The sequence below is a fragment of the Burkholderia sp. Bp8994 genome, from assembly GCF_003853805.1.
Taxonomy (GTDB): Bacteria; Pseudomonadota; Gammaproteobacteria; order Burkholderiales; family Burkholderiaceae; genus Burkholderia.
Map to the genome: position 1 here is coordinate 144,623 of NZ_QTQH01000011.1, position 21,714 is coordinate 166,336.

19 protein-coding genes and 1 tRNA gene are annotated in these 21,714 nt (G+C 66.7%); 11 read left to right on the forward strand and 9 right to left on the reverse strand.

Features of this window, described 5'->3' with window-relative positions:
* The first annotated feature begins 7 nt into the window (after positions 1-7).
* Complete coding sequence (locus DIE04_RS14370; RefSeq protein WP_124520561.1) at positions 8-388, forward strand: thioredoxin family protein; 381 nt, start codon at positions 8-10, stop codon at positions 386-388.
* Between the two features lie 193 nt (positions 389-581).
* Positions 582-3,179 carry a DNA topoisomerase III gene (locus tag DIE04_RS14375; RefSeq protein WP_044847346.1) on the forward strand — a complete coding sequence of 866 codons (2,598 nt, stop codon included), beginning with the start codon at positions 582-584 and terminating at the stop codon, positions 3,177-3,179.
* A gap of 135 nt (positions 3,180-3,314) precedes the next feature.
* Here the strand turns inward: DIE04_RS14375 and DIE04_RS14380 are convergent, their stop codons facing one another.
* Positions 3,315-4,364, reverse strand: coding sequence for a LysR family transcriptional regulator (locus DIE04_RS14380; RefSeq protein ID WP_124520562.1), 1,050 nt, complete (start codon positions 4,362-4,364; stop codon positions 3,315-3,317).
* Between the two features lie 425 nt (positions 4,365-4,789).
* On the opposite strand from DIE04_RS14380, the gene DIE04_RS14385 reads away from it, so the two are divergent.
* The gene (locus DIE04_RS14385; protein ID WP_044847344.1) at positions 4,790-5,803 is read left to right on the forward strand and encodes a D-2-hydroxyacid dehydrogenase family protein; all 1,014 of its coding nucleotides are present in this window, start codon (positions 4,790-4,792) and stop codon (positions 5,801-5,803) included.
* Between the two features lie 79 nt (positions 5,804-5,882).
* On the opposite strand, the gene DIE04_RS14390 is transcribed toward DIE04_RS14385, so the two are convergent.
* The gene (locus DIE04_RS14390; RefSeq protein ID WP_124486709.1) at positions 5,883-6,749 is read right to left on the reverse strand and encodes a patatin-like phospholipase family protein; all 867 of its coding nucleotides are present in this window, start codon (positions 6,747-6,749) and stop codon (positions 5,883-5,885) included.
* Positions 6,750-6,757: 8 nt separating this feature from the next.
* A complete protein-coding gene (locus DIE04_RS14395) occupies positions 6,758-7,162 on the reverse strand; it encodes a PaaI family thioesterase (RefSeq protein WP_044847342.1) in 405 nt (134 codons plus the stop codon).
* A gap of 191 nt (positions 7,163-7,353) precedes the next feature.
* On the opposite strand from DIE04_RS14395, the gene DIE04_RS14400 reads away from it, so the two are divergent.
* Together DIE04_RS14400 and DIE04_RS14405 are read left to right on the forward strand one after the other, a co-directional pair.
* Positions 7,354-7,429: transfer RNA gene (locus DIE04_RS14400), tRNA-Lys, on the forward strand.
* Positions 7,430-7,997: 568 nt separating this feature from the next.
* Positions 7,998-9,047 (forward strand): DUF3592 domain-containing protein, encoded by a 1,050-nt coding sequence (locus DIE04_RS14405; RefSeq protein ID WP_124520563.1) that lies wholly within the window; start codon positions 7,998-8,000, stop codon positions 9,045-9,047.
* A gap of 42 nt (positions 9,048-9,089) precedes the next feature.
* Here DIE04_RS14405 and DIE04_RS14410 read toward each other — a convergent pair whose 3' ends face one another.
* Complete coding sequence (locus tag DIE04_RS14410; protein WP_124520564.1) at positions 9,090-9,704, reverse strand: CGNR zinc finger domain-containing protein; 615 nt, start codon at positions 9,702-9,704, stop codon at positions 9,090-9,092.
* Positions 9,705-9,785: 81 nt separating this feature from the next.
* Between DIE04_RS14410 and DIE04_RS14415 the strand changes: the two genes are divergently transcribed.
* On the forward strand, positions 9,786-10,601 hold the full coding sequence (locus tag DIE04_RS14415) for an alpha/beta fold hydrolase (protein ID WP_124520565.1): 816 nt from the start codon (positions 9,786-9,788) through the stop codon (positions 10,599-10,601).
* A 29-nt stretch (positions 10,602-10,630) separates the two neighbouring features.
* On the opposite strand, the gene DIE04_RS14420 is transcribed toward DIE04_RS14415, so the two are convergent.
* Genes DIE04_RS14420 through DIE04_RS14430 form a run of 3 tightly spaced genes read right to left on the reverse strand, consistent with a single transcriptional unit; the run spans position 10,631 to position 12,863 of the window.
* A complete protein-coding gene (locus DIE04_RS14420) occupies positions 10,631-11,389 on the reverse strand; it encodes an amino acid ABC transporter ATP-binding protein (protein WP_124486713.1) in 759 nt (252 codons plus the stop codon).
* Complete coding sequence (locus DIE04_RS14425; RefSeq protein ID WP_044847337.1) at positions 11,386-12,066, reverse strand: amino acid ABC transporter permease; 681 nt, start codon at positions 12,064-12,066, stop codon at positions 11,386-11,388. Before DIE04_RS14425 ends, DIE04_RS14420 begins: the two co-directional genes overlap by 4 nt.
* A gap of 14 nt (positions 12,067-12,080) precedes the next feature.
* Complete coding sequence (locus tag DIE04_RS14430; RefSeq protein ID WP_124520566.1) at positions 12,081-12,863, reverse strand: amino acid ABC transporter substrate-binding protein; 783 nt, start codon at positions 12,861-12,863, stop codon at positions 12,081-12,083.
* Positions 12,864-13,189: 326 nt separating this feature from the next.
* Here DIE04_RS14430 and DIE04_RS14435 point away from each other — a divergent pair, with 326 nt between their 5' ends.
* Positions 13,190-13,465: a hypothetical protein gene (locus DIE04_RS14435; RefSeq protein ID WP_124486715.1), complete on the forward strand. Its 276-nt coding sequence runs from the start codon at positions 13,190-13,192 to the stop codon at positions 13,463-13,465.
* A gap of 90 nt (positions 13,466-13,555) precedes the next feature.
* Here the strand turns inward: DIE04_RS14435 and phnY are convergent, their stop codons facing one another.
* Together phnY and phnA are read right to left on the reverse strand one after the other, a co-directional pair.
* The gene (gene phnY / locus DIE04_RS14440; RefSeq protein ID WP_124520567.1) at positions 13,556-15,010 is read right to left on the reverse strand and encodes a phosphonoacetaldehyde dehydrogenase; all 1,455 of its coding nucleotides are present in this window, start codon (positions 15,008-15,010) and stop codon (positions 13,556-13,558) included.
* 27 nt (positions 15,011-15,037) lie between these two features.
* Positions 15,038-16,276 carry a phosphonoacetate hydrolase gene (phnA, locus tag DIE04_RS14445; RefSeq protein ID WP_124520568.1) on the reverse strand — a complete coding sequence of 413 codons (1,239 nt, stop codon included), beginning with the start codon at positions 16,274-16,276 and terminating at the stop codon, positions 15,038-15,040.
* Positions 16,277-16,493: 217 nt separating this feature from the next.
* Here phnA and DIE04_RS14450 point away from each other — a divergent pair, with 217 nt between their 5' ends.
* The 4 genes from DIE04_RS14450 (at position 16,494) to DIE04_RS14465 (ending at position 21,655) form a co-directional block, all read left to right on the forward strand.
* Positions 16,494-17,549 carry a putative 2-aminoethylphosphonate ABC transporter substrate-binding protein gene (locus DIE04_RS14450; RefSeq protein WP_124520569.1) on the forward strand — a complete coding sequence of 352 codons (1,056 nt, stop codon included), beginning with the start codon at positions 16,494-16,496 and terminating at the stop codon, positions 17,547-17,549.
* Positions 17,550-17,660: 111 nt separating this feature from the next.
* The gene (locus DIE04_RS14455; protein WP_124520570.1) at positions 17,661-18,752 is read left to right on the forward strand and encodes a putative 2-aminoethylphosphonate ABC transporter ATP-binding protein; all 1,092 of its coding nucleotides are present in this window, start codon (positions 17,661-17,663) and stop codon (positions 18,750-18,752) included.
* Complete coding sequence (locus DIE04_RS14460; protein WP_124520571.1) at positions 18,749-20,476, forward strand: putative 2-aminoethylphosphonate ABC transporter permease subunit; 1,728 nt, start codon at positions 18,749-18,751, stop codon at positions 20,474-20,476. Before DIE04_RS14455 ends, DIE04_RS14460 begins: the two co-directional genes overlap by 4 nt.
* Before the next feature lie 48 nt (positions 20,477-20,524).
* Positions 20,525-21,655, forward strand: a complete 1,131-nt coding sequence (locus DIE04_RS14465; protein ID WP_124486721.1) for a 2-aminoethylphosphonate--pyruvate transaminase — start codon at positions 20,525-20,527, stop codon at positions 21,653-21,655.
* Positions 21,656-21,714 lie beyond the last annotated feature (59 nt).

Genomic DNA, 21,714 nt, shown 5'->3' on the forward strand with positions numbered 1-21,714 from the left:
GAATTCCATGCCCGCGCTGAATCTCGACACCGATGCCGATCGGATCGCCGAGCGCCTCGCCGATCCCGACACGCTGCTGGTCGCCTGCCTGTGCGCCGAGTGGTGCGGCACTTGCCGCGACTACCGGACGGCCTTCGACCAGCTCGCCGATAGCCATCCCGACGCCTGCTTCGCGTGGATCGACATCGAAACCCATGCCGACCGGCTCGACGATCTCGACGTCGAGAATTTCCCGACGATCCTGATCGAGGACGCGAACACCGCGCGCTTCTTCGGCACGGTGCTGCCGCACGCGACGATCGTCGAACGGATGCTGTCCGACTTGAGCGCCGTGCCCGGCGCGCCGCACGCACCGAAATTGCGCAATATCCTGAACGTCGAGGCGTGAACCGCGCACCGGCCGGGCGGCTTTTCGCGCCGTTGCGCGTGCCGCCGCGCCGGGCGCGCTTGCCGCCGTTGCGCCCCCCCTCTATGATGAGCCGCTTTTTGCACGCCGAGCCGCCGTCGCTGCGGCGTGTGCTATAAAGCCGTCGTAAAAGGGACCCACGCCGGCGAACCCGGTCTACCAACACACATCTGTCATGTCCAAAGCTCTGATCATTGCGGAAAAGCCTTCTGTCGCGAACGACATCGCGCGCGCTTTGGGCGGCTTTACCAAGCATGACGAATACTTCGAGAGCGACGAATTCGTCCTGTCGTCCGCGGTCGGCCACCTGCTGGAAATCGCCGCCCCGGAAGAGTACGAGGTCAAGCGCGGGAAATGGAGCTTCGCTCATCTGCCCGTCATCCCCCCGCATTTCGACCTGAATCCGATCGCAAAAAGCGAGTCGCGCCTGAAAGTCCTGACCAAGCTGATGAAGCGCAAGGACGTCGATCGCCTGATCAACGCATGTGACGCGGGGCGCGAGGGCGAGCTGATTTTCCGCCTGATCGTGCAGCACGCGAAGGCGAAGCAGCCGGTCCAGCGCCTGTGGCTGCAGTCGATGACGCCGCAGGCGATTCGCGACGGTTTCGCGCACCTGCGCACCGACTCGGACATGCAGCCGCTCGCCGACGCCGCACGCTGCCGCTCGGAAGCCGACTGGCTGGTCGGGATCAACGGCACGCGCGCGATGACCGCGTTCAACAGCAAGGGCGGCGGCTTCTTCCTGACGACCGTCGGCCGCGTTCAGACGCCAACCTTGTCGATCGTCGTCGAACGTGAAGAGAAAATCCGCCGCTTCATCCCGCGCGACTACTGGGAAGTGAAGGCCGAGTTCGCATGCGCGGGCGGCTTCTACGAAGGCAAGTGGTTCGACCCGAAATTCAAGCGCGACGAATTCGATCCGGAAAAGCGCGACTCGCGCCTCTGGAGCCTGCCGGCCGCCGAAACGATCGTCGCCGCGTGCCGCGACCAGGTCGGCACGGTGTCCGAGGAATCGAAGCCGTCGACCCAGCTGTCGCCGCTGCTGTTCGACCTGACGAGCCTGCAGCGCGAAGCGAACAGCCGCTTCGGCTTCTCCGCGAAGAACACGCTCGGCCTCGCGCAGGCGCTGTATGAAAAGCACAAGGTACTCACGTACCCGCGTACCGACGCGCGCGCGCTGCCGGAAGACTACATTTCGACGGTGCAGTCCACGCTCGAGATGCTCAAGGAGAGCCACAACTACCTGCCGCATGCGAAGCAGGTGCTCGACAAGGGCTGGGTGAAGCCGAACAAGCGGATCTTCGACAACTCGAAGATCAGCGACCACTTTGCCATCATCCCGACGCTGCAGGCGCCGAAGTCGCTGTCCGAGCCGGAGCAGAAGCTGTACGACATGGTCGTGAAGCGCTTCCTCGCGGTGTTCTTCCCGGCGGCCGAGTTCCGCGTCACGACGCGGATCACCGAAGTCGCCGGCCATCACTTCAAGACCGAAGGCAAGGTGCTCGTCGAGCCGGGCTGGCTGCAGGTGTACGGCCGCGACGCCGAAGGCGCGGACGCGAACCTCGTGCCGGTGCAGAAGGACGAGAAGGTGAAGACGGACGAGATCGCCGCCGTCGCGCTCGTCACGAAGCCGCCCGCACGCTACTCGGAAGCGACACTGCTGTCCGCGATGGAAGGCGCGGGCAAGCTCGTCGAGGACGACGAGCTGCGCGAGGCGATGGCCGCGAAGGGCCTCGGCACGCCGGCGACGCGCGCGGCGATCATCGAAGGCCTGCTCGGCGAGAAGTATCTCGTGCGCGAAGGCCGCGAGCTGATCCCTACCGCGAAGGCATTCCAGCTGATGACGCTGCTGCGCGGGCTCGGCGTGAAGGAGCTGACCGCGCCCGAGCTCACTGGCGAATGGGAATACAAGCTGTCGCAGATGGAGCGCGGCAACCTCGGGCGAGACGCGTTCATGCAGGAAATCGCCCGCATGACGCAGCAGATCGTCAAGCGCGCGAAGGAATACGATTCCGACACGATCCCCGGCGATTACGCGACGCTCGAGACGCCGTGCCCGAACTGCGGCGGCCAGGTGAAGGAAAACTACCGCCGCTTCGCATGCACGAAGTGCGAGTTCTCGATCTCGAAGATTCCGGGCAGCCGGCAGTTCGAGATCGCGGAAGTCGAGGAGCTGCTGCGGGAAAAAACCATCGGCCCGTTGTCCGGCTTCCGCAGCAAGATGGGCCGTCCGTTCTCGGCGATCCTGAAGCTCTCGTTCGACGACGAAACGAAGAACTACAAGCTCGAGTTCGACTTCGGCCAGGACCAGGGCGGCGAGGAAGGCGAAGCGCCCGACTTCTCCGCGCAGGAACCGGTCGGCGCATGCCCGAAGTGCAAGGGCCGCGTGTTCGAGCACGGGATGAGCTATGTGTGCGAGCACTCGGTCGCGAATCCGAAGACCTGCGACTTCCGTTCGGGCAAGGTGATCCTGCAGCAGGAAATCACGCGCGAGCAGATGGCGAAACTGCTGGCCGACGGCCGCACGGATCTGCTGCCGAACTTCAAGTCGTCGCGCACGGGCCGCAACTTCAAGGCATTCCTCGTGAAGCAGCCGGACGGCAAGATCGGTTTCGAGTTCGAGAAGAAGGAACCGAAGGCCGCGGCCGCGAAGAAGACGGCAAAATCGGCGACGAAGGACGCCGAAACCGTGACGGAAGGCGCCGACGAGAAACCGGCACCGGCGCGCAAGACCGCCGCCCGCAAGACGACGGCGCGCAAGACGGGCTCCTGACGCACCAAGCGCCGGGGTCTGCCCGGCCCGCAGTACGCCGGTGAACCGTCGATAAAAAAACGCGGATCGATCACTCGATCCGCGTTTTTTCTTGGTGCCTGCTGCCGGCCGTGCCGGTGCGCGGCCGCCGCGCCGTTACAGCGGCGACGGCACCGCGACGCGCGCGCGCGGCGAACGCGCGAGCCGCGGCTGCAGGTTCGGGTCGGTCGACCCGGGCGGCTCGGCACGCATCTCGACGCCGATCGGCGCAGGCGCCGCGCTCTGTGCGGCCCACTGTTCGCCCATCATCGCGTCGGTCGAGTGGCTGAAATATTCGACGAGGTGGTCGATGAACGTGCGCACCTTCGCGGGCAGGTGGCGCCGGCTCGGATACGCGATGTTGATCTCGACCTGCGGCAGCCGGAAATCCGGCAGCAGCCGGACCAGCGCGCCGCGCGCGATGTCGCTGCCGATCAGGTAGCTGGGCAGGATCGCGACGCCCATCCCGAGCAGCGCGAACTGGCGCAGCATCGCGGTATTGTTCGCGACGATCACGTTGGTCGGGCGCACGCGCACTTCGCCGTCCGGCCCGGTGAACACGCGCTCGTCGCCCCAGTATTCGGTCGGCAGGCTCAGCGCCGGGTGTTCGGCGAGATGCTCCGGATGGGTCGGCACGCCGTGCTTTTCCAGGTAGCTCGGCGTCGCGCACACGGTCATGCAGCCCGTGGTCAGCCGACGCGTGACGATGCTCGCGCTGCGCATCTGGCGCGTCACGACGATGCCGACGTCGAAACCTTCCTCGACGAGATCGACCTGGCGGTCGACCAGCGTCAGATCCGGCACCACTTTCGGGAAATTCTCGGTGTACGACTGCAGGACGGGCGCAAGGTTGTGCAGGCCGAACACGACCGGCGCGACGATGCGCAACGTGCCGACCGGCTCGTGATTGCGCGCGACGACCATCTGCTCGACATCCTCGAGCTCATCGAGAATCTGGCGCGCCCGCTCCAGATAGACCTGGCCCGACTCCGTCAGCGAAAGGCTGCGCGTGGTGCGGTTCAGCAGGCGCGTGCCGAGCCGGCCTTCCAGATCGGCGACGTGACGCGTCGCGACCGCGTTGGAAATATCCATTGCACTCGCGGCCCGCGCGAAACTGCCGAGATCCGCAACCTTGACGAACACGCGCATCGACTGCAAATGATCCATAACGACTCCTGCCGCTGTTACAACTTCAAAAAGTTGAAGCAAATGCGTAATTCTCCTACGACAGCGGAAATGATGCAGAGTTGCTCAACAAGGGCCGCCTTGACGATAAAAATAGTCAAAAATCCTCACTCATCGCGAATGGATGATCCAATTATTCTGATTGAAGCAACAATTGGGTGAACCTCCTCCGGTAAGCTGCCGAATCAGAAAGGACGTGTCTGATGCGACACAACATCGCATCCCGACGCGTCCGAGGGGAGCGGCGCCGGCTCAGGCCGGCGCCGATTGCGGCGGAGCGTAACAACCTGTTAAAAAGACACCACGACGTGCGCCGACGTAGCATCATGTCGGCCCCGGCCGGGCGGGACGGGTGCGCGACCTGCGCCGCCGCCGCTGCCGCTTTCAACGCGCGACTCCCGCTGATCATGAAAATTGCCATCCTCGACGACTACCAGGACGCCGTCCGCAAGCTGAACTGCTTCGAGATGCTCGCCGAGCACGACGTGAAGGTCTTCAACAACACGGTACGCGGCCTGGGGCAACTCGCGAGCCGCCTGGCGGAAGTCGAGGCGCTCGTGCTGATTCGCGAGCGCACGCCGATTTCGTCGCAACTGCTCGCCAAGCTGCCGAACCTGCGCATGATCAGCCAGACCGGCCGCATCTCGAGCCACATCGACCTCGAAGCGTGTACCGACCGCGGCATCGCGGTGCTCGAAGGCACGGGTTCGCCGGTCGCGCCCGCCGAGCTGACCTGGGCGCTCGTGATGGCCGCCCAGCGCCGCATTCCGCAATACGTCGCGAACCTGAAGCAGGGTGCGTGGCAGCAGTCGGGCCTGAAGACGTCGGCGCTGCCGCCGAACTTCGGCCTCGGCCAGGTACTGCGCGGCCAGACGCTCGGCATCTGGGGCTACGGCAAGATCGGCCGGCTGGTCGCCGGCTACGGCAAGGCGTTCGGGATGAACGTGCTGATCTGGGGCCGCGAGCATTCGCTCGAGGCCGCGCGCGCCGACGGCTACACGGCCGCCGAGAGCCGCGAAGCGCTGTTCGAGCAGAGCGACGTGCTGTCGCTGCACCTGCGCATGCACGACGACACGCGCGGGATCGTCAAGCAGGAAGACCTGATGCGGATGAAACCGACGTCGCTGCTCGTCAACACGAGCCGTGCCGAGCTGCTCGAGGAGAACGCGCTCGTCAACGCGCTGTCGCACAACCGTCCGGGGATGGTCGCGATCGACGTGTTCGAGAGCGAGCCGATCCTGCAGGGCTACAGCCTGCTGCGGATGGAAAACGTGATCTGCACGCCGCACATCGGCTACGTCGAGCGCGAAAGCTATGAGCTCTATTTCAGCGCGGCGTTCAAGAACATCCTCGCGTTCGACCAGGGCGATATGTCGAGCGTCGTCAATCCGGAAGCGCTGACGCCGCGCCGCGTGCGTTGACCGACTCCGACCGGTGCTGACCGGCACGGGCCGCGCTCGCCGCGCGGCTCTGCTGCCGGGCTTCCCGCCTTCCCCGCCTTCAGGCGGCCACGCGGCCGCCCGTCATTGCGTCGACGCGCGTGAGGAAATGCTCGCCGTCGCGCCGTCCGAGATCGTATGCATGCCGCATCTGCGACGGACTCGTGTAATCCCAGCTCGAAATCGGCACCTTGCTCGACGGCTGCACATACAGCCGCCGCTGGTCGCCGTGCGCGACCGTGAACATCTGCGGGCGCGGATACAGCCGCGTGACGAGCACCAGCACGTCGCCCGGCGACGTGTCGAGCGCGTCGACCGGCACGTTGTCGACCATCCCGCCGTCGAGTACCGGCCGGCCGCCGCGGCGCAGCACCGGCGTGAACGGCGGCGTGCACGACGACTGCAGGATCAGGTCGGCGAGTTCCTCGACACTCGCGCACGCCTGCGCGCGCACGAACTCGGGCCGGAAACCGAGCGTGCGCCCGAGCGTCGGGTGCAGCGTCTTGCGCAGGTACTTTTCGATGTTGTATGCGACGAGGCCCGCGGCGACCGCGCTGCGCGCGCCGAGCCAGCGCGGCACGTGCGACACGCCGATGCGGATCTCCGGCGCGTCGGCGAGCCGCGCGAACGGCTCGCCGTAGATGTCGAGCAGCGCCTGACGGTAGATCCGGTAATGCGGAAACACCGGCTCGCGGCCGAACAGGTTGCCCCAGTACGCGTTCTTGCGGTTGTGGCGCAGCGCTTCCTCGTAATAGCGCATCACCCACGCGGCGTCGCGTGTATACAGCATGCAGGCGGTCGCCGCGCCGGCCGAGATCCCCGCGATCACGCGCGGGCGCAGGCCGAGCGCCGGCTGCGCGACGTCCCAGAAGCCGGCCTGCCACCAGCAGCGATTGCCGCCGCCCGCGAAGACGATCTGGTCGAACATGGCGCCGCTCAGCTGACGAGCGCGTAGGTCGACGTCGCGTGAACGGCCATCTTGCCGTCCTCGTCGAACAGCTCGACTTCGCCGAATACCAGGTTGCGGCCCATCCGCAGCACGCGCGCGGTGACGAGCACGTCGCCCTTGCGCACCGGACGCATGAAGTTCGTGTTCAGCGAGACGGTGGTCATCGGCCGGAACTCGCCGAGCGCGGCCGAGATCGCGACCACCATCGCGGTGTCGGCGGCGGCCGTGAACACCTGGCCGCAGATGACCCCGCCCGAATGACGGAATTCGCCGGAAAACGGCAGGCGCATCGTGACGCTGTCGTCGCCGATCGATACGGGGACCAGACCGAGCGAGCGGACCCACGGGGCCAGCAGGCGATCCAGCAATTCGCGGACTGCGTTTTCGTCCATCTTCGAATGTCCAGAAAACGTTGCGCGACCGCCGCGCAACGGGTGTGGACGTCATCATACCGGGAGCGCGCCAACTGCGATGGCTCATTACCGCGGCGACGGCGGCCGTCGCCGCCACGAAATATTTTGAGGAAATTCGCAGAAAGGGCTTGCCAAGTCCAAAATACACGGGCATAATCTTTCTTCTGTTGGGGGCGTTAGCTCAGTTGGTAGAGCAGCGGACTCTTAATCCGTAGGTCGAGTGTTCGAGTCACTCACGCCCCACCAAGCATTTAGAAAGGCCGGTCAGCGAAAGCTTTCCGGCCTTTTTCTTTTTCCGGTCCATATCCGGCAGCGCTTCAACGATCTGCCGGCCGGCCCCTCCCTGGAAAAGCGGAAGTCAGTACTGTATATTTATACATACCCATTCTTAGCGGCGCGCCAGTGTCGCAGGGCTATGTCAAAAATGCACAAAGCCCTCGACGACCTGCACCTCGCTAGGTATGTCGACCGGGAAACCGTGCCGCCGTTTTCATCAGGACTTCCACCGCCTGCCGAGGCGCGAACCTCCGGCCCCTATATTTCCTTGCTTTAATCTGCCCCTTATTTTCGCCTTACGTTCTCTTAATCCGTAGGTCGAGTGTTCGAGTCACTCACGCCCCACCAGGAATTCCAAAGGCCGGTCAGCGCAAGCTGACCGGCCTTTTTCCATTTCCGGCGCCGCCCGGCCTCGGCCCCTCCTCGCGACACGCAATCACATTGATGCCTCGCCGAGGTACTTTCCGCTAGAATCGTCCGACAAAATATCACACGACCGGGACGGCGATCGCCGTATCGCCGCCGGCACTGAGAGAGCATGGGACGTCAGACATGGAATCATGTGAACGAGACGCGACCATTCAGAGGGCATGGTCACGCCGACAACGGCACGCACATCGTGTCGCCTCCTTCCCCCGATCGCATCCGGGCCCGTCGCGTGACGCGCACTACGGATCCGGCCATGCCGCGTAAGGACGCGCTCGTCGCACTCGCGCTCGGCGTTGCGCTGCTCGTGGTCGCAGCCATGCTCGCCGTCACCGCGAGCCATGCGGCCGGCGACCTGATCCGTACGCCGGGCACGGTCGTGCGCATCGTGCAGGACAGCGACGCGATGCGTGCATACCGCCCGATCGTCGCCTATTTGGCGAACGACGGCCGCCGCCGCGAAGTCGCCGGCAATACCGCATCGGTGGTCCCGGCCTACGACATCGGCGAAAGCGTGGACGTCCTGGTCGATCCGGCCCATCCGAACCGTCCCGCACTGATCGACGATTTCACGCAACGCTGGTTGCCCGTCGCGGTGCCGGCGCTGCTTGCAGTCGCATCGCTGGCGATCGGCAGCCTGCTGTATGTGAGTGCGCGCCGCGGCCGGCAGGCCGACGCGCTGCCCGCGCCGGCCGCCCGCACAGGGGTCCGGCGCCGCTGGAACATCGCGATCGTGCTGATTCCGATCGCGATCGGCACCGGCTTCCTGGCCGGCGCCGGCGCCGCCGGGCTGCGCCAGTGGCAGATCGCCCGCCATTACGCGCACTCGACCGGCCATGTCGTCGAGATCGCCGAAACCGCCCAGTCGTCCCGCACGCGCACGTCGCTCTATTCGGCGACCATCGCGTTCACGACCGACAGCGGCCGCCCCGTCACGTTCGCGCAAGGCTCGACCTCGTCGCGCCCCGGACTGTACGAAGGCGAGGTGGTCGACGTGCTGTACGACCCCGTCACGCCCGAGCGCGCGGTCATCGACCGGTTCTGGGACCGGTGGGGGCTCACGGCCATCCTGTTCGCGATCGGCGCGCCGTTCCTCGTCGCCGGACTGTTCGTCGTCGGGGCGCTGTGGCCCGAGCCTCGGCCGCACGAACTCGCCGAATGACGAACGCGGAAAAACCGGGCCGTCAACGTCGCGACCACGGCTTCACCGCTCCCTGAACGCCTCCACCTTCGCTCGGTTGCCGCACGTGCGCATGTCGCACCAGCGGCGTCCGACGCCGCGGCCGCGATCGACGAAGAACCACGTACAGCGGCCGCACTGGCGCACGCGCGCGAAATCGTCGCCGCGCAGCAGATGCTCGAACCCGAGCGCGGCCGCGTCGATCCAGCGCGACGCGGCGCGCGCATCGGGCCGCCATGCGAAGCGGCCGTCGACCGCGTCGAATCTGCTGCGCCCGATCGCATCGCGAATCGCCTCGGCGAGCCGGTCCGCCGCTCGCGCGCCGGCACTGCCGCCTTCGCCGGCGGTCAGGTGCGCGAGCGCCGCATACGCATCCTCGCGAAAACCGTGCAGCGCGACGAGTTCGTCCGCGCCGTCCTGCCGGGGATGACGCAGAAACCGCGTCAGGTCGGCCTCCGCCAGCAACCCCGACTTCCCGGCCCAGGCACGCACGGCCGGCCAGTCGACGAGTTTGTCCTCATCGCGCGTCTTGCCCGTGTCGGCCACCGTGTTCAGGAAATCGAGCGCCGGATGGCCGCCGACGAAATCGGCCGCACGCCATGTATGCGCCGCTCGCGCAGGCTCGTGTCGAGTAACCATTTATTTTCACCTATCGGTTTCACATCCGAGCGAACAGGCGTAACCTGTTAACAACCAAAACAGGTTAGCACGGAGGCGCCGATGCTCGAGCTCGCCAATCGCTACAATTTTGAAGGTCACCGGATCGCATGGGGCACGCTCGGCGAAGGGCCGCCGCTCGTGCTCGTGCACGGGACGCCGTTCTCGTCGCAGGTGTGGCGCCGCATCGCGCCGTGGCTCGCACGGCGTCATCGCGTGTTCTTCTACGACCTGCTCGGCTACGGCCAGTCGGACATGCCCGACACGGACGTCTCGCTCGGCCGGCAGAACGTGCTGTTCGGCGCGCTGCTCGCCGAATGGAAACTTTCACGCCCGCGCGTACTCGCGCACGACTACGGCGGCGCAACCGTGCTGCGCGCGCATTTCCTCGACGGTATCGCGTATTCGGACCTGACACTCGTGAACCCCGTCGCGATCGCGCCGCAAGGCTCGCCGTTCGTGCGTCACGTCGCGCAGCACGAAGCCGCGTTCACCGGGCTGCCGGCGTACGCGCATCACGCACTCGTGTCGGCCTATATCGGCAATGCGGTCGCACGGCCGTTGAGCGACGACGTGCTGTCGATCTACCGCTCGCCGTGGCTCACGCCGGCCGGCCAGCCGGCGTTCTATCGGCAGATCGCGCAGATGCGCCAACGCTATATCGAGGAAGCCGAGGCCCGTTATGCGCCGCCGGACTTTCCGGTGCGCATCGTGTGGGGCGAGGACGACGCGTGGATTCCGCGCGAACAGGGGCAGGCGCTCGCCGATCGCATCACGGGCGGAAAGCTGATCCGCGTGCCGCGCGCGGGGCACCTGGTCCAGGAGGATGCGCCCGAGGCGATCGTCGCCGCGGTGCTCGACGCGCACGGACAGGATTGATCGCCCACGCAGCCGCGTAGCGTAGCAAATCAGAAGGCCGGCACGCCCTGCGCGAGCGTCGCGACGAACTTCGCGGTGCGCGGATCGCGCGGCCGCCCGAACAGCTCGCGCGACGCACCGGCCTCGACCACGCGGCCATCCGCGAGAAACACCGCATCGTGCGCGACCGACGCAGCCAGGCGCAGGTCGTGCGTGGCCATCAGCATCGTCGTGCCTTCCCGCGCGAGCTGGCGCAGCACTTCGACGACTTCGACGGACAATTCGGGATCGAGCGCGGACGTCGGCTCGTCGCACAGCAACACCTGCGGCGACGGCGCGAGCGCGCGTGCGATGGCCACGCGCTGCTGCTGGCCGCCCGACAACGTCGCGGGCCATGCGTCGGCCTTGTCGGCGATACCGACCTTGTCCAGCAACGCGAGCGCCCGTTCGCGCGCCTGCTCGCGCGGCCAGCGCTGCACGGTCACGAGCCCTTCCATCACGTTCTGCACGACGCTCAGGTGCGGAAACAACTGGAAGTTCTGGAACACCATGCCGGTCTGACGGCGCACCGCGAACACGTGATCGCGCGACGGGCGGCGCCCCGCCGCGAAGTCGATGCGGGCGTCGCCGACCGTGAGCGCGCCCGCCTCCGGCACTTCGAGCAGGTTCACGCAGCGCAGCAGCGTGCTCTTGCCGCTGCCGGACGGCCCGATCAACGCGGTCACGCTGCCGGGCTGCAATGCGAGGTCGATGCCGGTCAGCACGCGCTGCGCGCCGAACGACTTGTCGATGCGTTCGAGACGGATCATCGCAACTCCGCATGGAACAGCGCATGGCGCCCGAAGCGCAGCTCGAGCCGACGCTGCAGCGACGAGAGCACCGAGCTGAACAGCAGATAGATCAGCGCGGCTTCGGTATAGAGGATCAGCGGCTCGTAGGTGACGGCCGCGATGCGCTGCGCGGCCTGGAAGATCTCGGGAACGGTCAGCACGGCCGCGAGCGACGTGTCCTTTACCAGCGAGATGAACGAATTCGACAGCGCGGGCAGCGCGACGCGCGCGGCCTGCGGCAGGATCGCGCGGCGCAGCGCCTGCGCGCGCGTCATCGCCATCGAGTACGCGGCTTCCCACTGCCCTTTCGGGATCGATTCGATCACGCCGCGGATCACCTCGGCGTTGTACGCGCCGACGTTCAGCGAGAAGCCGATCACGGCGGCGGTCAGCGGATCGAGCACGATGCCGACGTTTGGCAGTCCGTAGAAGATCACGAACAGCTGCACGAGCAGCGGCGAGCCGCGAAACAGCCAGATGTAGAAACGTATGGCGGCCTGCGCCCAGCGCGGCCCGAACAGGCGCGCGAGCGCCGCGCCGAACGCGAGCAGCAGGCCGATCGCGAACGACGCGAGCGTGAGCGGAACCGTGAACACGAGCCCTGCCACCAGCAGGGGCCGCAGCGATTCCGCCATCAAGTGCAGCCAGGGCGGCATCGGTCAGCCTCGCGTCACGGCTGCGACACGTCGCGGCCGAAGTACTTCTGCGAGATCTTCGCGTAGGTGCCATCGGCCTTGATGTCCGCGAGCGCCTTGTCGATCGCCGCCACCAGCGCGGGACTGCCCTTGCGCAGCAGCACGCCCGATGCATCGCCGGCGCCGCTCGTGTCGGTCGCCGCGATCTTCAGTTTCGCGTCGGGCTTGTGCTTGCGGAAATCGAGGTACGACAGCGAATCGTTGATCGTCGCGTCGACGCGTCCCGCGCTCAGCAGGTCGATCGATTCGTTGAAGCCCTGCACGGGCACCACGTCCGCGCCGTGCGCGGCCGCGAGCTTGCCGAAATTGCTGGTCAGCGTGTTCGCGGATTTCTTGCCCTTCAGGTCGTCGAACGAGCGGATCGACGTGTTGTCCGCGCGCACGATCAGCACCGCGCGGGACGTGATGTACGGCGTCGAGAAATCGTATTTCGCCTTGCGCGCATCGGTGATCGACACTTCGTTGACGACCGCGTCATAGCGGTTCACGTCGAGGCCCGCGATCAGCCCGTCCCACTTGCCTTCGACGAACTCCGCCTTCACGCCGAGCCGTTGCGCGATCGCGCTCGCGATGTCGACGTCGAAGCCGGTCAGCTTGCCCGACGCATCGTGATACGTGAACGGCGCGTACGTGCCTTCGGTGCCGACCCGGAACACGCCGGCCGACTTGATCTGCGCGAGATCGTCGGCCGCCAGCGCGCTCGTGACGGCAGTGGCCTGCAGCAATGCGACGACCAGGATGGAGCGAAGGAATTTCATGGTGCGGACCCCGAACGATGGAAGGGAGTGGACCCGCCGGCCCGAACGGCCGCGCGAGAGGTCCGCGAATTCTACCGACGCGCCGATATCCGGCAAAAACGCAAATCCGCTAACGATATGAGCGCGTCGAATAACGCGCCGGCGAGCCGCGCCCATTCCGCAGACGAAATCCCACGCGATGCAGCGCGGCGATCGTCTGACGAACCGTTACCTGCGGTTACAGAAGCGACACTGCGGTATCACCCATTGGGCATGCGCTACGTACCATGAAGGCAGGTAAAACGATTGCTCGCGGGCCTGGTCCCCGCGGACGGAGTGAACGGCAAATGAGACGCATCCTGTTGTCCAGTGCCGTCGGCATCGCGGCCGCCTGCCTGTCGGCAAGTGCGTTCGCGCGTGCCGACGTCGGCGTGTATTTCGGCGTGCCGGGGCCCGTGATCGAGGCGCCGCCGCCTGTCTACTACGCGCCGCCGCCGCCCGTCGTGTACGAGCCGGCGCCGGTCTATTACGGCCCGTACTACGGCGAATACCGTTACCGCTACTACCGGCACGACAACGGCTGGCATCGCGGCTGGCGTCATCACCATCACGACGACGATTGACCGTCGCGAGGCGGCCGTCACGGCCGCCTCCCGCCATGGGGAAATTGCACGCGCCGGCCTTCGAGCCGGCGCGTGTGCATCACACACCGCCTACCACGGGAGCGAGTAGGTCTTCGTGTTCGTGAAGCTCTTCATCGCCTCCTGCACGCCTTCCTTGTAGCCGAGGCCCGAATCCTTCACGCCGCCGAACGGCGTCAGCTCGAGCCGGTAGCCCGGCACCTCGCGCACGTTCACGCTGCCGACTTCCAGCTCCGTGATGAAGCGCGTGATGCTGTCGAAGCGGTTCGTGCAGACCGACGACGACAACGCATAGTCGGTGCTGTTCGACATCCGGATCGCCTCGTCGATGTCGCGAAAACGCATGATCGGCGACACGGGCCCGAACGTCTCGTACTTCACGAGCGGCATGTCGGGCGTCACGCGATCGACGACCGTCGGCGAATACAGCGCGCCGTCGCGCACGTTGCCGACCAGCAGCCGCGCACCGCGCGCAATCGCGTCGTTCACCTGCTGCTCGCAGAACTTCGCGGCCGCTTCGTCGATCACGGTGCCCATGTCGACCGACGGATCGGCCGGGTTCCCGTAGGCCCACGCGCGGGTTTTCTCGACGACCAGCTCGGTGAAGCGATCGGCCACCGCCTCGTGCACGAGCATCCGCTTGATCGCGGTGCAGCGTTGCCCCGAGTTCTTGTACGAACCCGACACCGCCAGCGTGCTCGCTTCGTCGAGATCGGCGTCCTCCATCACGATGATCGGATCGTTGCCGCCGAGTTCCAGCACCGCGCGCCGGTAGCCCATCCGCGCCGCGATCGACTTGCCGATCGACACGCCACCGGTGAACGTGATCAGGTCGATCGCCGGATTCGTGATCAGCTCGTCGGCGATCTCCTTCGGGTCGCCGGTGATCACCTGCAGCATCTGCGGCGGCAGGCCGGCTTCATACAGGATGTCCGCGAACAGGTAGCACGACAGCGGCACCTTCTCCGACGGCTTCACGACGATCCGGTTGTTGGTCGCGACCGACGGCACGACCTTGTGCGCGACCTGGTTCATCGGATGGTTGAACGGCGTGATCGCGGAAATCACGCCGAGCAGCGGTTCGCGCTGCGTGTACACGCGGCGCTTCTTGCCGTGCGGCGTCAGATCGCACGAGAAGATCTGTCCGTCGTCCTTCAGCACTTCGCCCGCACCGAACGTGAGCACGTCGGCCACGCGCCCGGCTTCATACGTCGAATCCTTGATGCACAAGCCGGCCTCGGCCGTGATCAGCGCCGCGATCCCGGCGGTGCGCGCACGCACGATGTCGGCCGCGCGGCGCAGGATCGCCGCGCGTTCGTGGCGCGTGAGCGACGGCCGGTACGCACGCGCGACCGCGAATGCGCGCCGCACGTCGTCGAGCGTCGCCTTCGGCACGGTGCCGACGAGCGAGCCGTCGTACGGGTTGCGTACCTCGATCACCGCATCGCGCTGAATCCTTTCACCATCGATTCGCAGTGCTTCACGATGAACCGTGCGAACCTTCGTCGATGCTGCAATGGCGTTCATGAGTGTCTCCTGGCGGATGCGTCCGCGTCACTGCAGATGGTTGAGCGCGATGTCGATGATGTCGAAGTTGCGCAGCCGCGCGCGGCCCGCGACGTCGGTCGCGACCGGCTTGCTGAAGATCAGCGGCACGATCTGCTCGGAGATCCCGCCGTGCGAGCGCAGCGGCACGTCGAGGCCCGACAGGTCGTGCTTGATGCGGCGCGTGCCGAGCACGACGTCCTGCTTCGAGATCACGATCAGGTCGCCCATCCGCTCGGGCGGCAGCTCGAAGCGCGCGCAGCCTTCGGCGCCCGTCAGCACGACCTCGATGCCGTCCACCGCGGCGAGCCGCGCGCGCAGCGCGTCGGGATCGGCGTCGTCCGGCACGTAGACGGTCGCGAACGAGCCGAGCGCGCCGTGGTGCACGACGTACGGATCGGTGATCGGCAGGATCACGCGCGCCGCGTCGTGGCCGAGCCAGTCGTCGAACAGCTCCTGCAGATAGATCACGTTCGGCTCGCCGGTCTCGCCGTCGTGCTTCGCGTTCATCCCGTGGTCGGCCGTGATCGCGACGATCGCGCCGAGTTCGTCGAGCCGCTTCAGGTACGCGTCCATCATCTGGTAGAACGCGTTCGCGCCGTCGGTGCCGGGCGCGCACTTGTGCTGCACGTAATCGGTCGTCGACAGGTACATCAGGTCGATCGGGCGCGTCTCGAGCAGGCGCACGCCGGCCGCGAACACGAACTCCGACAGGTCCGCGCTGTACACGCTCGGCACCGGCTTGCCGACCAGCTCGAGCACGTTGTCGATGCCGTTTTCCTCGAGGCTCGCCTCGTCGGCCTTCTCCGACGAGAAGCAGATGCCTTTGAGCCCCTTGCCCAGCAGGCGGCGCAGCTTGTCCTTCGCGGTGACGACCGCGACGCGCGCGCCCTGTTCCGCGAAGGTCGCGAGCACGGTGGGCGCGACCAGGTACTTCGGATCGTTCATCAGCACCTCGGCGCCGGTGTCGCGATCGTAGAAGTAGTTGCCGCTTATCCCGTGGATCGCCGGCGGCACGCCGGTAACAATCGACAGGTTGTTCGGGTTCGTGAAGCTCGGCACCACGCACTCGCCCTTGAGCGCCGTGCCCGGCTTCAGCAGCGTGCGCAGGAACGGCGCGACGCCGGCCTCGGCCGCCATCTCGAGATACTCATAGGCGCAGCCGTCGACGCAGACCACCACCACGGGGCGGCGCATCCAGTTGTAGCGGCGGCCGTTCACTTCCACGGATACAGGCGTTTCAGTCATGACGTTCAGTCCTTTCGGTTCGAAGGGGTTGAGCTGTCGGCGCCCGCGCCGCGCCGAGGAGGTGTTTTCCATGCTTGACATTAAAATTGATGATTTGTAGATTGTCAACAACATGCAGAGAACAGAAAGCAAAAGACGGAAACACGAGGCAGTACGAAGAGGGCTGGTCTCCACTCATCCGCCGCATGCCGCGGCGCCACGGTCAAGGGGTCTGAAGATGAACGAAGTGCCGGTACAGAAGCGTTTCAATGCATGGGCGACGGGCGCGGCGCGCGTCGCGCTGGCCGCCGCGGTCGCGCTCGGCGCGGCGCAGGCGGCGCATGCGAAGACGTCGCTGCTCGTCTACACCGCGCTGGAGGACGAGGCGATGAAGCCCTACAAGGACGCCTTCGAGAAAGCGAACCCCGACATCGAGATCCGCTGGGTGCGCGACTCGACCGGCTCGGTCACCGCGAAGCTGCTCGCGGAGAAGAACAACCCGCGCGCGGACGTCATCCTCGGCCTCGCCGCATCGAGCCTCACGCTGCTCGACCTGCAGGGGATGCTGATGCCGTATGCGCCGAAGGGCTTCGACCAGCTCACGCGCAAGTACAGCGACGCGAACACGCCGCCGCACTGGGTCGGCATGGACGTGTGGGGCGCGACGATCTGCTACAACCGCGTCGCCGCGCAGGCGAAGAACATCCCGAAGCCGACGTCGTGGGAAGACCTGACGAAGCCGGTCTACAAAGGCGCGATCGTGATGCCGAGCCCGGTGTCGTCGGGCACCGGCTATCTCGACGTCACCGCGTGGCTGCAGACCTTCGGCGACGACCGCGGCTGGAAATTCATGGACGCGCTCGACAAGAACGTCGCGCAGTACGTACATTCGGGCTCGAAGCCGTGCACGCTCGCCGGCACCGGCGAATTCCCGATCGGCATCTCGTTCGAGTTCCGCGGTCATGAACTGCAGGCGCAGGGCGCGCCGATCGATCTCGTGTTCCCGAAGGAAGGGCTCGGCTGGGACATGGAAGGCACCGCGATCATGAAGACGACCAGGCAGCCCGACGCCGCGAAGAAACTCGCGGACTTCATGGCGAGCAAGGACGCGAACCAGATCACCGCGCGCTGGTGGGCGATCGTCGCGTACCCGGGCGTCGCGCGCAAGCTGGCCGGCATCCCCGACAACTACGCGGACCTGCTCGTGAAGAACGACTTCGTGTGGTCGGCGAAGAACCGTCAGTCGATCCTCGATACCTGGCAGAAGCGCTACGGGGCGAAAGCACAGCAATGACGCGGCGATAACGCCGCACCAGGCAGCGGGGCCGCGACACGCGCCGCCCCGCCTCCCTTCCGATCGTCGTATCCGGCCCGCATCCGGGCCGCCCGCAGCGTGGAGGCGTGCATGGCACCCTATCTGAGCGTAGAACGCATCGAAAAGCGGTACAACGACACACAGGTCCTCACCGACATCAACCTCAGCGTGATGAAGGGCGAGATGATCTGCTTCCTGGGGCCGTCCGGCTGCGGGAAAACCACGCTGCTGCGGATCATCGCGGGGCTCGAGGCGCAAAGCGCCGGCCACATCATGCAGGACGGCCGCGACATCTCGCGGCTGCCGCCGCAACTGCGCGACTACGGGATCGTGTTCCAGTCGTACGCGCTGTTTCCGAACCTCACCGTCTTCGACAACGTCGCGTACGGGCTCGTGAACCGCAGGATGAAGCGCGACGCGATCCACGAGCGCGTGCATACGCTGCTCGCGCTGGTCGGCCTGCCCGACAGCCATCGCAAGCATCCCGGTCAGTTGTCCGGCGGCCAGCAGCAGCGCATCGCACTCGCGCGCGCGCTCGCGACGTCGCCCGGCCTGCTGCTGCTCGACGAGCCGCTGTCGGCACTCGATGCGCGCGTGCGCGTGCGGCTGCGCCAGGAGATCCGCGCGCTGCAGCAGCGGCTCGGCGTGACGACGATCATGGTCACGCACGACCAGGAAGAGGCGCTGTCGATGGCCGACCGCATCGTCGTGATGAATCACGGCGTGATCGAGCAGATCGGCACGCCGCTCGAAATCTACCGCCAGCCCGCGTCGCCGTTCGTCGCGGACTTCATCGGCCGCGTCAACACGATCCCCGCCGAAGTCGCGCAGGACGGCACGCTGCGCGCGGGCGGCATCGGCTTCGACTGCCGGCATGGCGCGAACCGGCCGGCCCAGGGCGCGGCCGTGTCGGTCTACGTGCGGCCCGAGGATCTGCGCATCCGCATTCCGGGCGAGACGGCCGACAACGTGCTGGCCGGCCGCGTCGAGAAGCTCGAGTTCCTCGGCGCGTTCTGTCGCGTGAGCTTCCGGATCGACGGGCTCGACGGCCAGGAAGTCGTCGCCGACCTGTCGTATCACGACGTCGACCGCACCGGCGTGCAGGCCGGCGCACGCATCGACCTCGCGCTCGATCGCGAGCATGTCCGCGTGTTCCCGAGCGCGAAGGAGCGACTGCAATGAGCGCCGTCCTCACCGAACGCCGCCGCGGCGCGGCCGCCTCCGCCGACGTGCGGCAGCTCACGCACTGGCACGACCGCCTCGCACAGCTCGCGCTCGTCGCGATGGCCGCGCTGATGTCGCTGTTCCTGCTGCTGCCGCTCGCGCTCGTCGTGCAGAAATGCTTCGTCGATACGGACGGCCGCTTCGTCGGCGCACACAACTTCGTCGAGTATCTCGAGGACAGCGGCGTGCTGCGCTCGATGCTTCATTCGCTGACGGTCGGCGCGCTCGTCACGATGATCGTCGTGCCGATGGCGTTCACGTTCGCGTATGCGCTGACACGCTCGTGCATGCCGCTGAAGAACGCAGCACGCACGATCGCGCTACTGCCGCTGCTCGCGCCGACGCTGCTGTCCGCCGTGTCGTTCATCTACTGGTTCGGCAACGCGGGGCTGCTCAAGCCGCTGCTGCACGGCCACTCGATCTACGGACTGCCGGGGATCGTGCTGAGCATGGTGTACGCATCGTTTCCGCACGTGCTGATGATCCTCGTCACCGCGCTGTCGCTCGCGGACGGCCGGCTCTACGAAGCCGCCGACGCGATGGGCACGAGCCGCGTGCGCAAGTTCTTCACGATCACGCTGCCGGGCGCGAAGTACGGGCTGATCAGCGCGACGATGGTGGCCTTCACGATGTGCATCAACGACTTCGGCGTGCCGGTCGTGATCGGCGGCTCGTACAACGTGCTGTCGACCGACATCTACAAGCTGATCATCGGGCTGCAGGACTTCAACCGCAGCGCGGTCGTGAGCCTGATGCTGCTGTGCCCGGCGCTGGTCGCGTTCGGTGTCGACTTCTTCATCCGCCGCCGCCAGCAGTCGCAGCTCGGCGCGCGCTCGACGCCGTACCAGCCGAAGCCGTCACGCGGATTCGACGCCGCGATGCTCGCGTACTGCGCATTGGTGTGCGCGTTCTTCATCGCGGTGGTCGGCATCTCGGTGTTCGCGTCGTTCGTGAAGTTCTGGCCGTACCAGATGAGCGTCGGGCTGCAGCACTACGAGATGGGACTGATCGGCGCCGGCATCTTCGACGCGTACAAGAACAGCCTGCGGATGGCCGCGACCGTCGCGCTCGGCGGCACGATCGTCGTGTTCGGCGGCGCCTACCTGATCGAGAAGACCCGCGGCGCACGCTGGCTGCGCGGCTTCATCAGCCTGTGCGCGATCCTGCCGATGGGCGTGCCGGGCCTCGTGCTCGGCATCAGCTACATCTTCCTGTTCAACGCGCCCGGCAATCCGCTCAACGGGCTGTACGGGTCGCTGTGGCTGCTCGCGATCGTCACGGTCGTCCACTACTACGCGTCGAGCCACCTGACCGCCGTCACCGCGCTGCGGCAGATCGACAGCGAGTTCGAGGCCGTGTCCGCGTCGCTGAAGGTGCCGTTCTACAAGACCTTCCTGCGCGTGACCGTGCCCGTGTGCCTGCCCGCGATCCTGCTGATCGCGCGCTACCTGTTCGTCAACGGGATGACGACGGTCTCCGCCGTCGCGTTCCTGTACTCGCCGGACACGCAGCCCGCCTCCGTCGCGATCCTGAACCTCGACGACGCGGGCCAGATGGGTCCGGCCGCCGCGATGGCGACGCTCGTGCTCGCGACCTCGTCGTTCGCGTGCGTGCTGTTCGCCTGCATCTCGCACCGCCTGTTGCGCCGCACGCAGGCCTGGCGCACCCCGCACCGCCGCTGATCCGTTCGCCGCATTCACGTGACGTCCCGACTTCACCAAGGAGACACCATGACGCTCGCCACCCAGCCCATCCTGCTCACCCCCGGCCCCCTGACGACCTCGGAGCGCACGCGCGACGCGATGCTGCGCGACTGGGGTTCGTGGGACAGCGACTTCAACGCGATCACCGCACGGCTGCGCGAACGGCTGCTGCAGATCGTGCACGGCGAAGGCACGCACGAATGCGTGCCGCTGCAGGGTAGCGGCACGTTCTCGGTCGAGGCGGCGATCGGCACGCTCGTGCCGCGCGACGGCCACGTGCTGGTGCCGAACAACGGCGCGTACTGCCAGCGCCTCGCGAAGATCTGCCGCGTGCTCGGCCGCAAGCTCACGACGATCGACTACAGCGAGGACCGCCGCGTCGATCCGGCCGACGTCGAGCGCGCGCTCGCCGGCGATCCGACCATCACGCACGTCGCGCTCGTGCACTGCGAAACCGGCGCCGGCGTGCTGAACCCGCTGCACGAGGTCGCGCAGGTCGTCGCGAAACACGGCCGCGGGCTGATCGTCGACGCGATGAGCTCGTTCGGCGCGATCGACATCGATGCGCGCACGACGCCGTTCGACGCGGTGATCGCCGCGTCGGGCAAGTGCCTCGAAGGCGTGCCGGGGCTCGGCTTCGTGATCGCGAAGCGCACCGCGCTCGAACGCTGCGAAGGCAACAGCCATTCGCTCGCGATGGACCTGTACGACCAGTGGGTCTACATGCAGCGCACGACGCAGTGGCGCTTCACGCCGCCCACGCACGTGGTTGCGGCGCTCGATGCGGCCGTCGCGCAATACGTCGACGAAGGCGGGCTCGCCGCGCGCGGCGGCCGCTACCAGCGCAACACGCGCGCGCTGATCGACGGAATGCGCGCGCTCGGGTTCCGGCCGTTCCTCGATTCCGCGATCCAGGCACCGATCATCGTCACGTTCCATGCGCCGGACGATCCGAACTACGACTTCAAGCGGTTTTATCAGGAGGTCAAAAAGCGCGGCTACATTCTGTATCCGGGCAAGCTGACCGAGGTCGACACGTTCCGCGTCGGCTGCATCGGCCACTTCGGCGAGGCCGGCATTCCAGGCGCGGTCGCCGCGATCGCCGACACGCTGAAGGCGATGGGCGTGCGGCGCGTGTCGGCCGAAGCGGCGGCCTGACGCGCTGCATCCGCCGTACCGCGGCGCGCGGCCGGTCGCCGTGCGTTGCGGTGCGGCGG

Bases quoted from the DNA above. Each gene is read 5' to 3' on its own strand.
- DIE04_RS14370 (WP_124520561.1), top strand. From the start codon at position 8: ATGCCCGCGCTGAATCTCGACACCGATGCCGATCGGATCGCCGAGCGC.
- DIE04_RS14375 (WP_044847346.1), top strand. From the start codon at position 582: ATGTCCAAAGCTCTGATCATTGCGGAAAAGCCTTCTGTCGCGAACGAC.
- DIE04_RS14380 (WP_124520562.1), bottom strand. From the start codon at position 4,364: ATGGATCATTTGCAGTCGATGCGCGTGTTCGTCAAGGTTGCGGATCTC.
- DIE04_RS14385 (WP_044847344.1), top strand. From the start codon at position 4,790: ATGAAAATTGCCATCCTCGACGACTACCAGGACGCCGTCCGCAAGCTG.
- DIE04_RS14390 (WP_124486709.1), bottom strand. From the start codon at position 6,749: ATGTTCGACCAGATCGTCTTCGCGGGCGGCGGCAATCGCTGCTGGTGG.
- DIE04_RS14395 (WP_044847342.1), bottom strand. From the start codon at position 7,162: ATGGACGAAAACGCAGTCCGCGAATTGCTGGATCGCCTGCTGGCCCCG.
- DIE04_RS14405 (WP_124520563.1), top strand. From the start codon at position 7,998: ATGGGACGTCAGACATGGAATCATGTGAACGAGACGCGACCATTCAGA.
- DIE04_RS14410 (WP_124520564.1), bottom strand. From the start codon at position 9,704: ATGGTTACTCGACACGAGCCTGCGCGAGCGGCGCATACATGGCGTGCG.
- DIE04_RS14415 (WP_124520565.1), top strand. From the start codon at position 9,786: ATGCTCGAGCTCGCCAATCGCTACAATTTTGAAGGTCACCGGATCGCA.
- DIE04_RS14420 (WP_124486713.1), bottom strand. From the start codon at position 11,389: ATGATCCGTCTCGAACGCATCGACAAGTCGTTCGGCGCGCAGCGCGTG.
- DIE04_RS14425 (WP_044847337.1), bottom strand. From the start codon at position 12,066: ATGCCGCCCTGGCTGCACTTGATGGCGGAATCGCTGCGGCCCCTGCTG.
- DIE04_RS14430 (WP_124520566.1), bottom strand. From the start codon at position 12,863: ATGAAATTCCTTCGCTCCATCCTGGTCGTCGCATTGCTGCAGGCCACT.
- DIE04_RS14435 (WP_124486715.1), top strand. From the start codon at position 13,190: ATGAGACGCATCCTGTTGTCCAGTGCCGTCGGCATCGCGGCCGCCTGC.
- phnY (WP_124520567.1), bottom strand. From the start codon at position 15,010: ATGAACGCCATTGCAGCATCGACGAAGGTTCGCACGGTTCATCGTGAA.
- phnA (WP_124520568.1), bottom strand. From the start codon at position 16,276: ATGACTGAAACGCCTGTATCCGTGGAAGTGAACGGCCGCCGCTACAAC.
- DIE04_RS14450 (WP_124520569.1), top strand. From the start codon at position 16,494: ATGAACGAAGTGCCGGTACAGAAGCGTTTCAATGCATGGGCGACGGGC.
- DIE04_RS14455 (WP_124520570.1), top strand. From the start codon at position 17,661: ATGGCACCCTATCTGAGCGTAGAACGCATCGAAAAGCGGTACAACGAC.
- DIE04_RS14460 (WP_124520571.1), top strand. From the start codon at position 18,749: ATGAGCGCCGTCCTCACCGAACGCCGCCGCGGCGCGGCCGCCTCCGCC.
- DIE04_RS14465 (WP_124486721.1), top strand. From the start codon at position 20,525: ATGACGCTCGCCACCCAGCCCATCCTGCTCACCCCCGGCCCCCTGACG.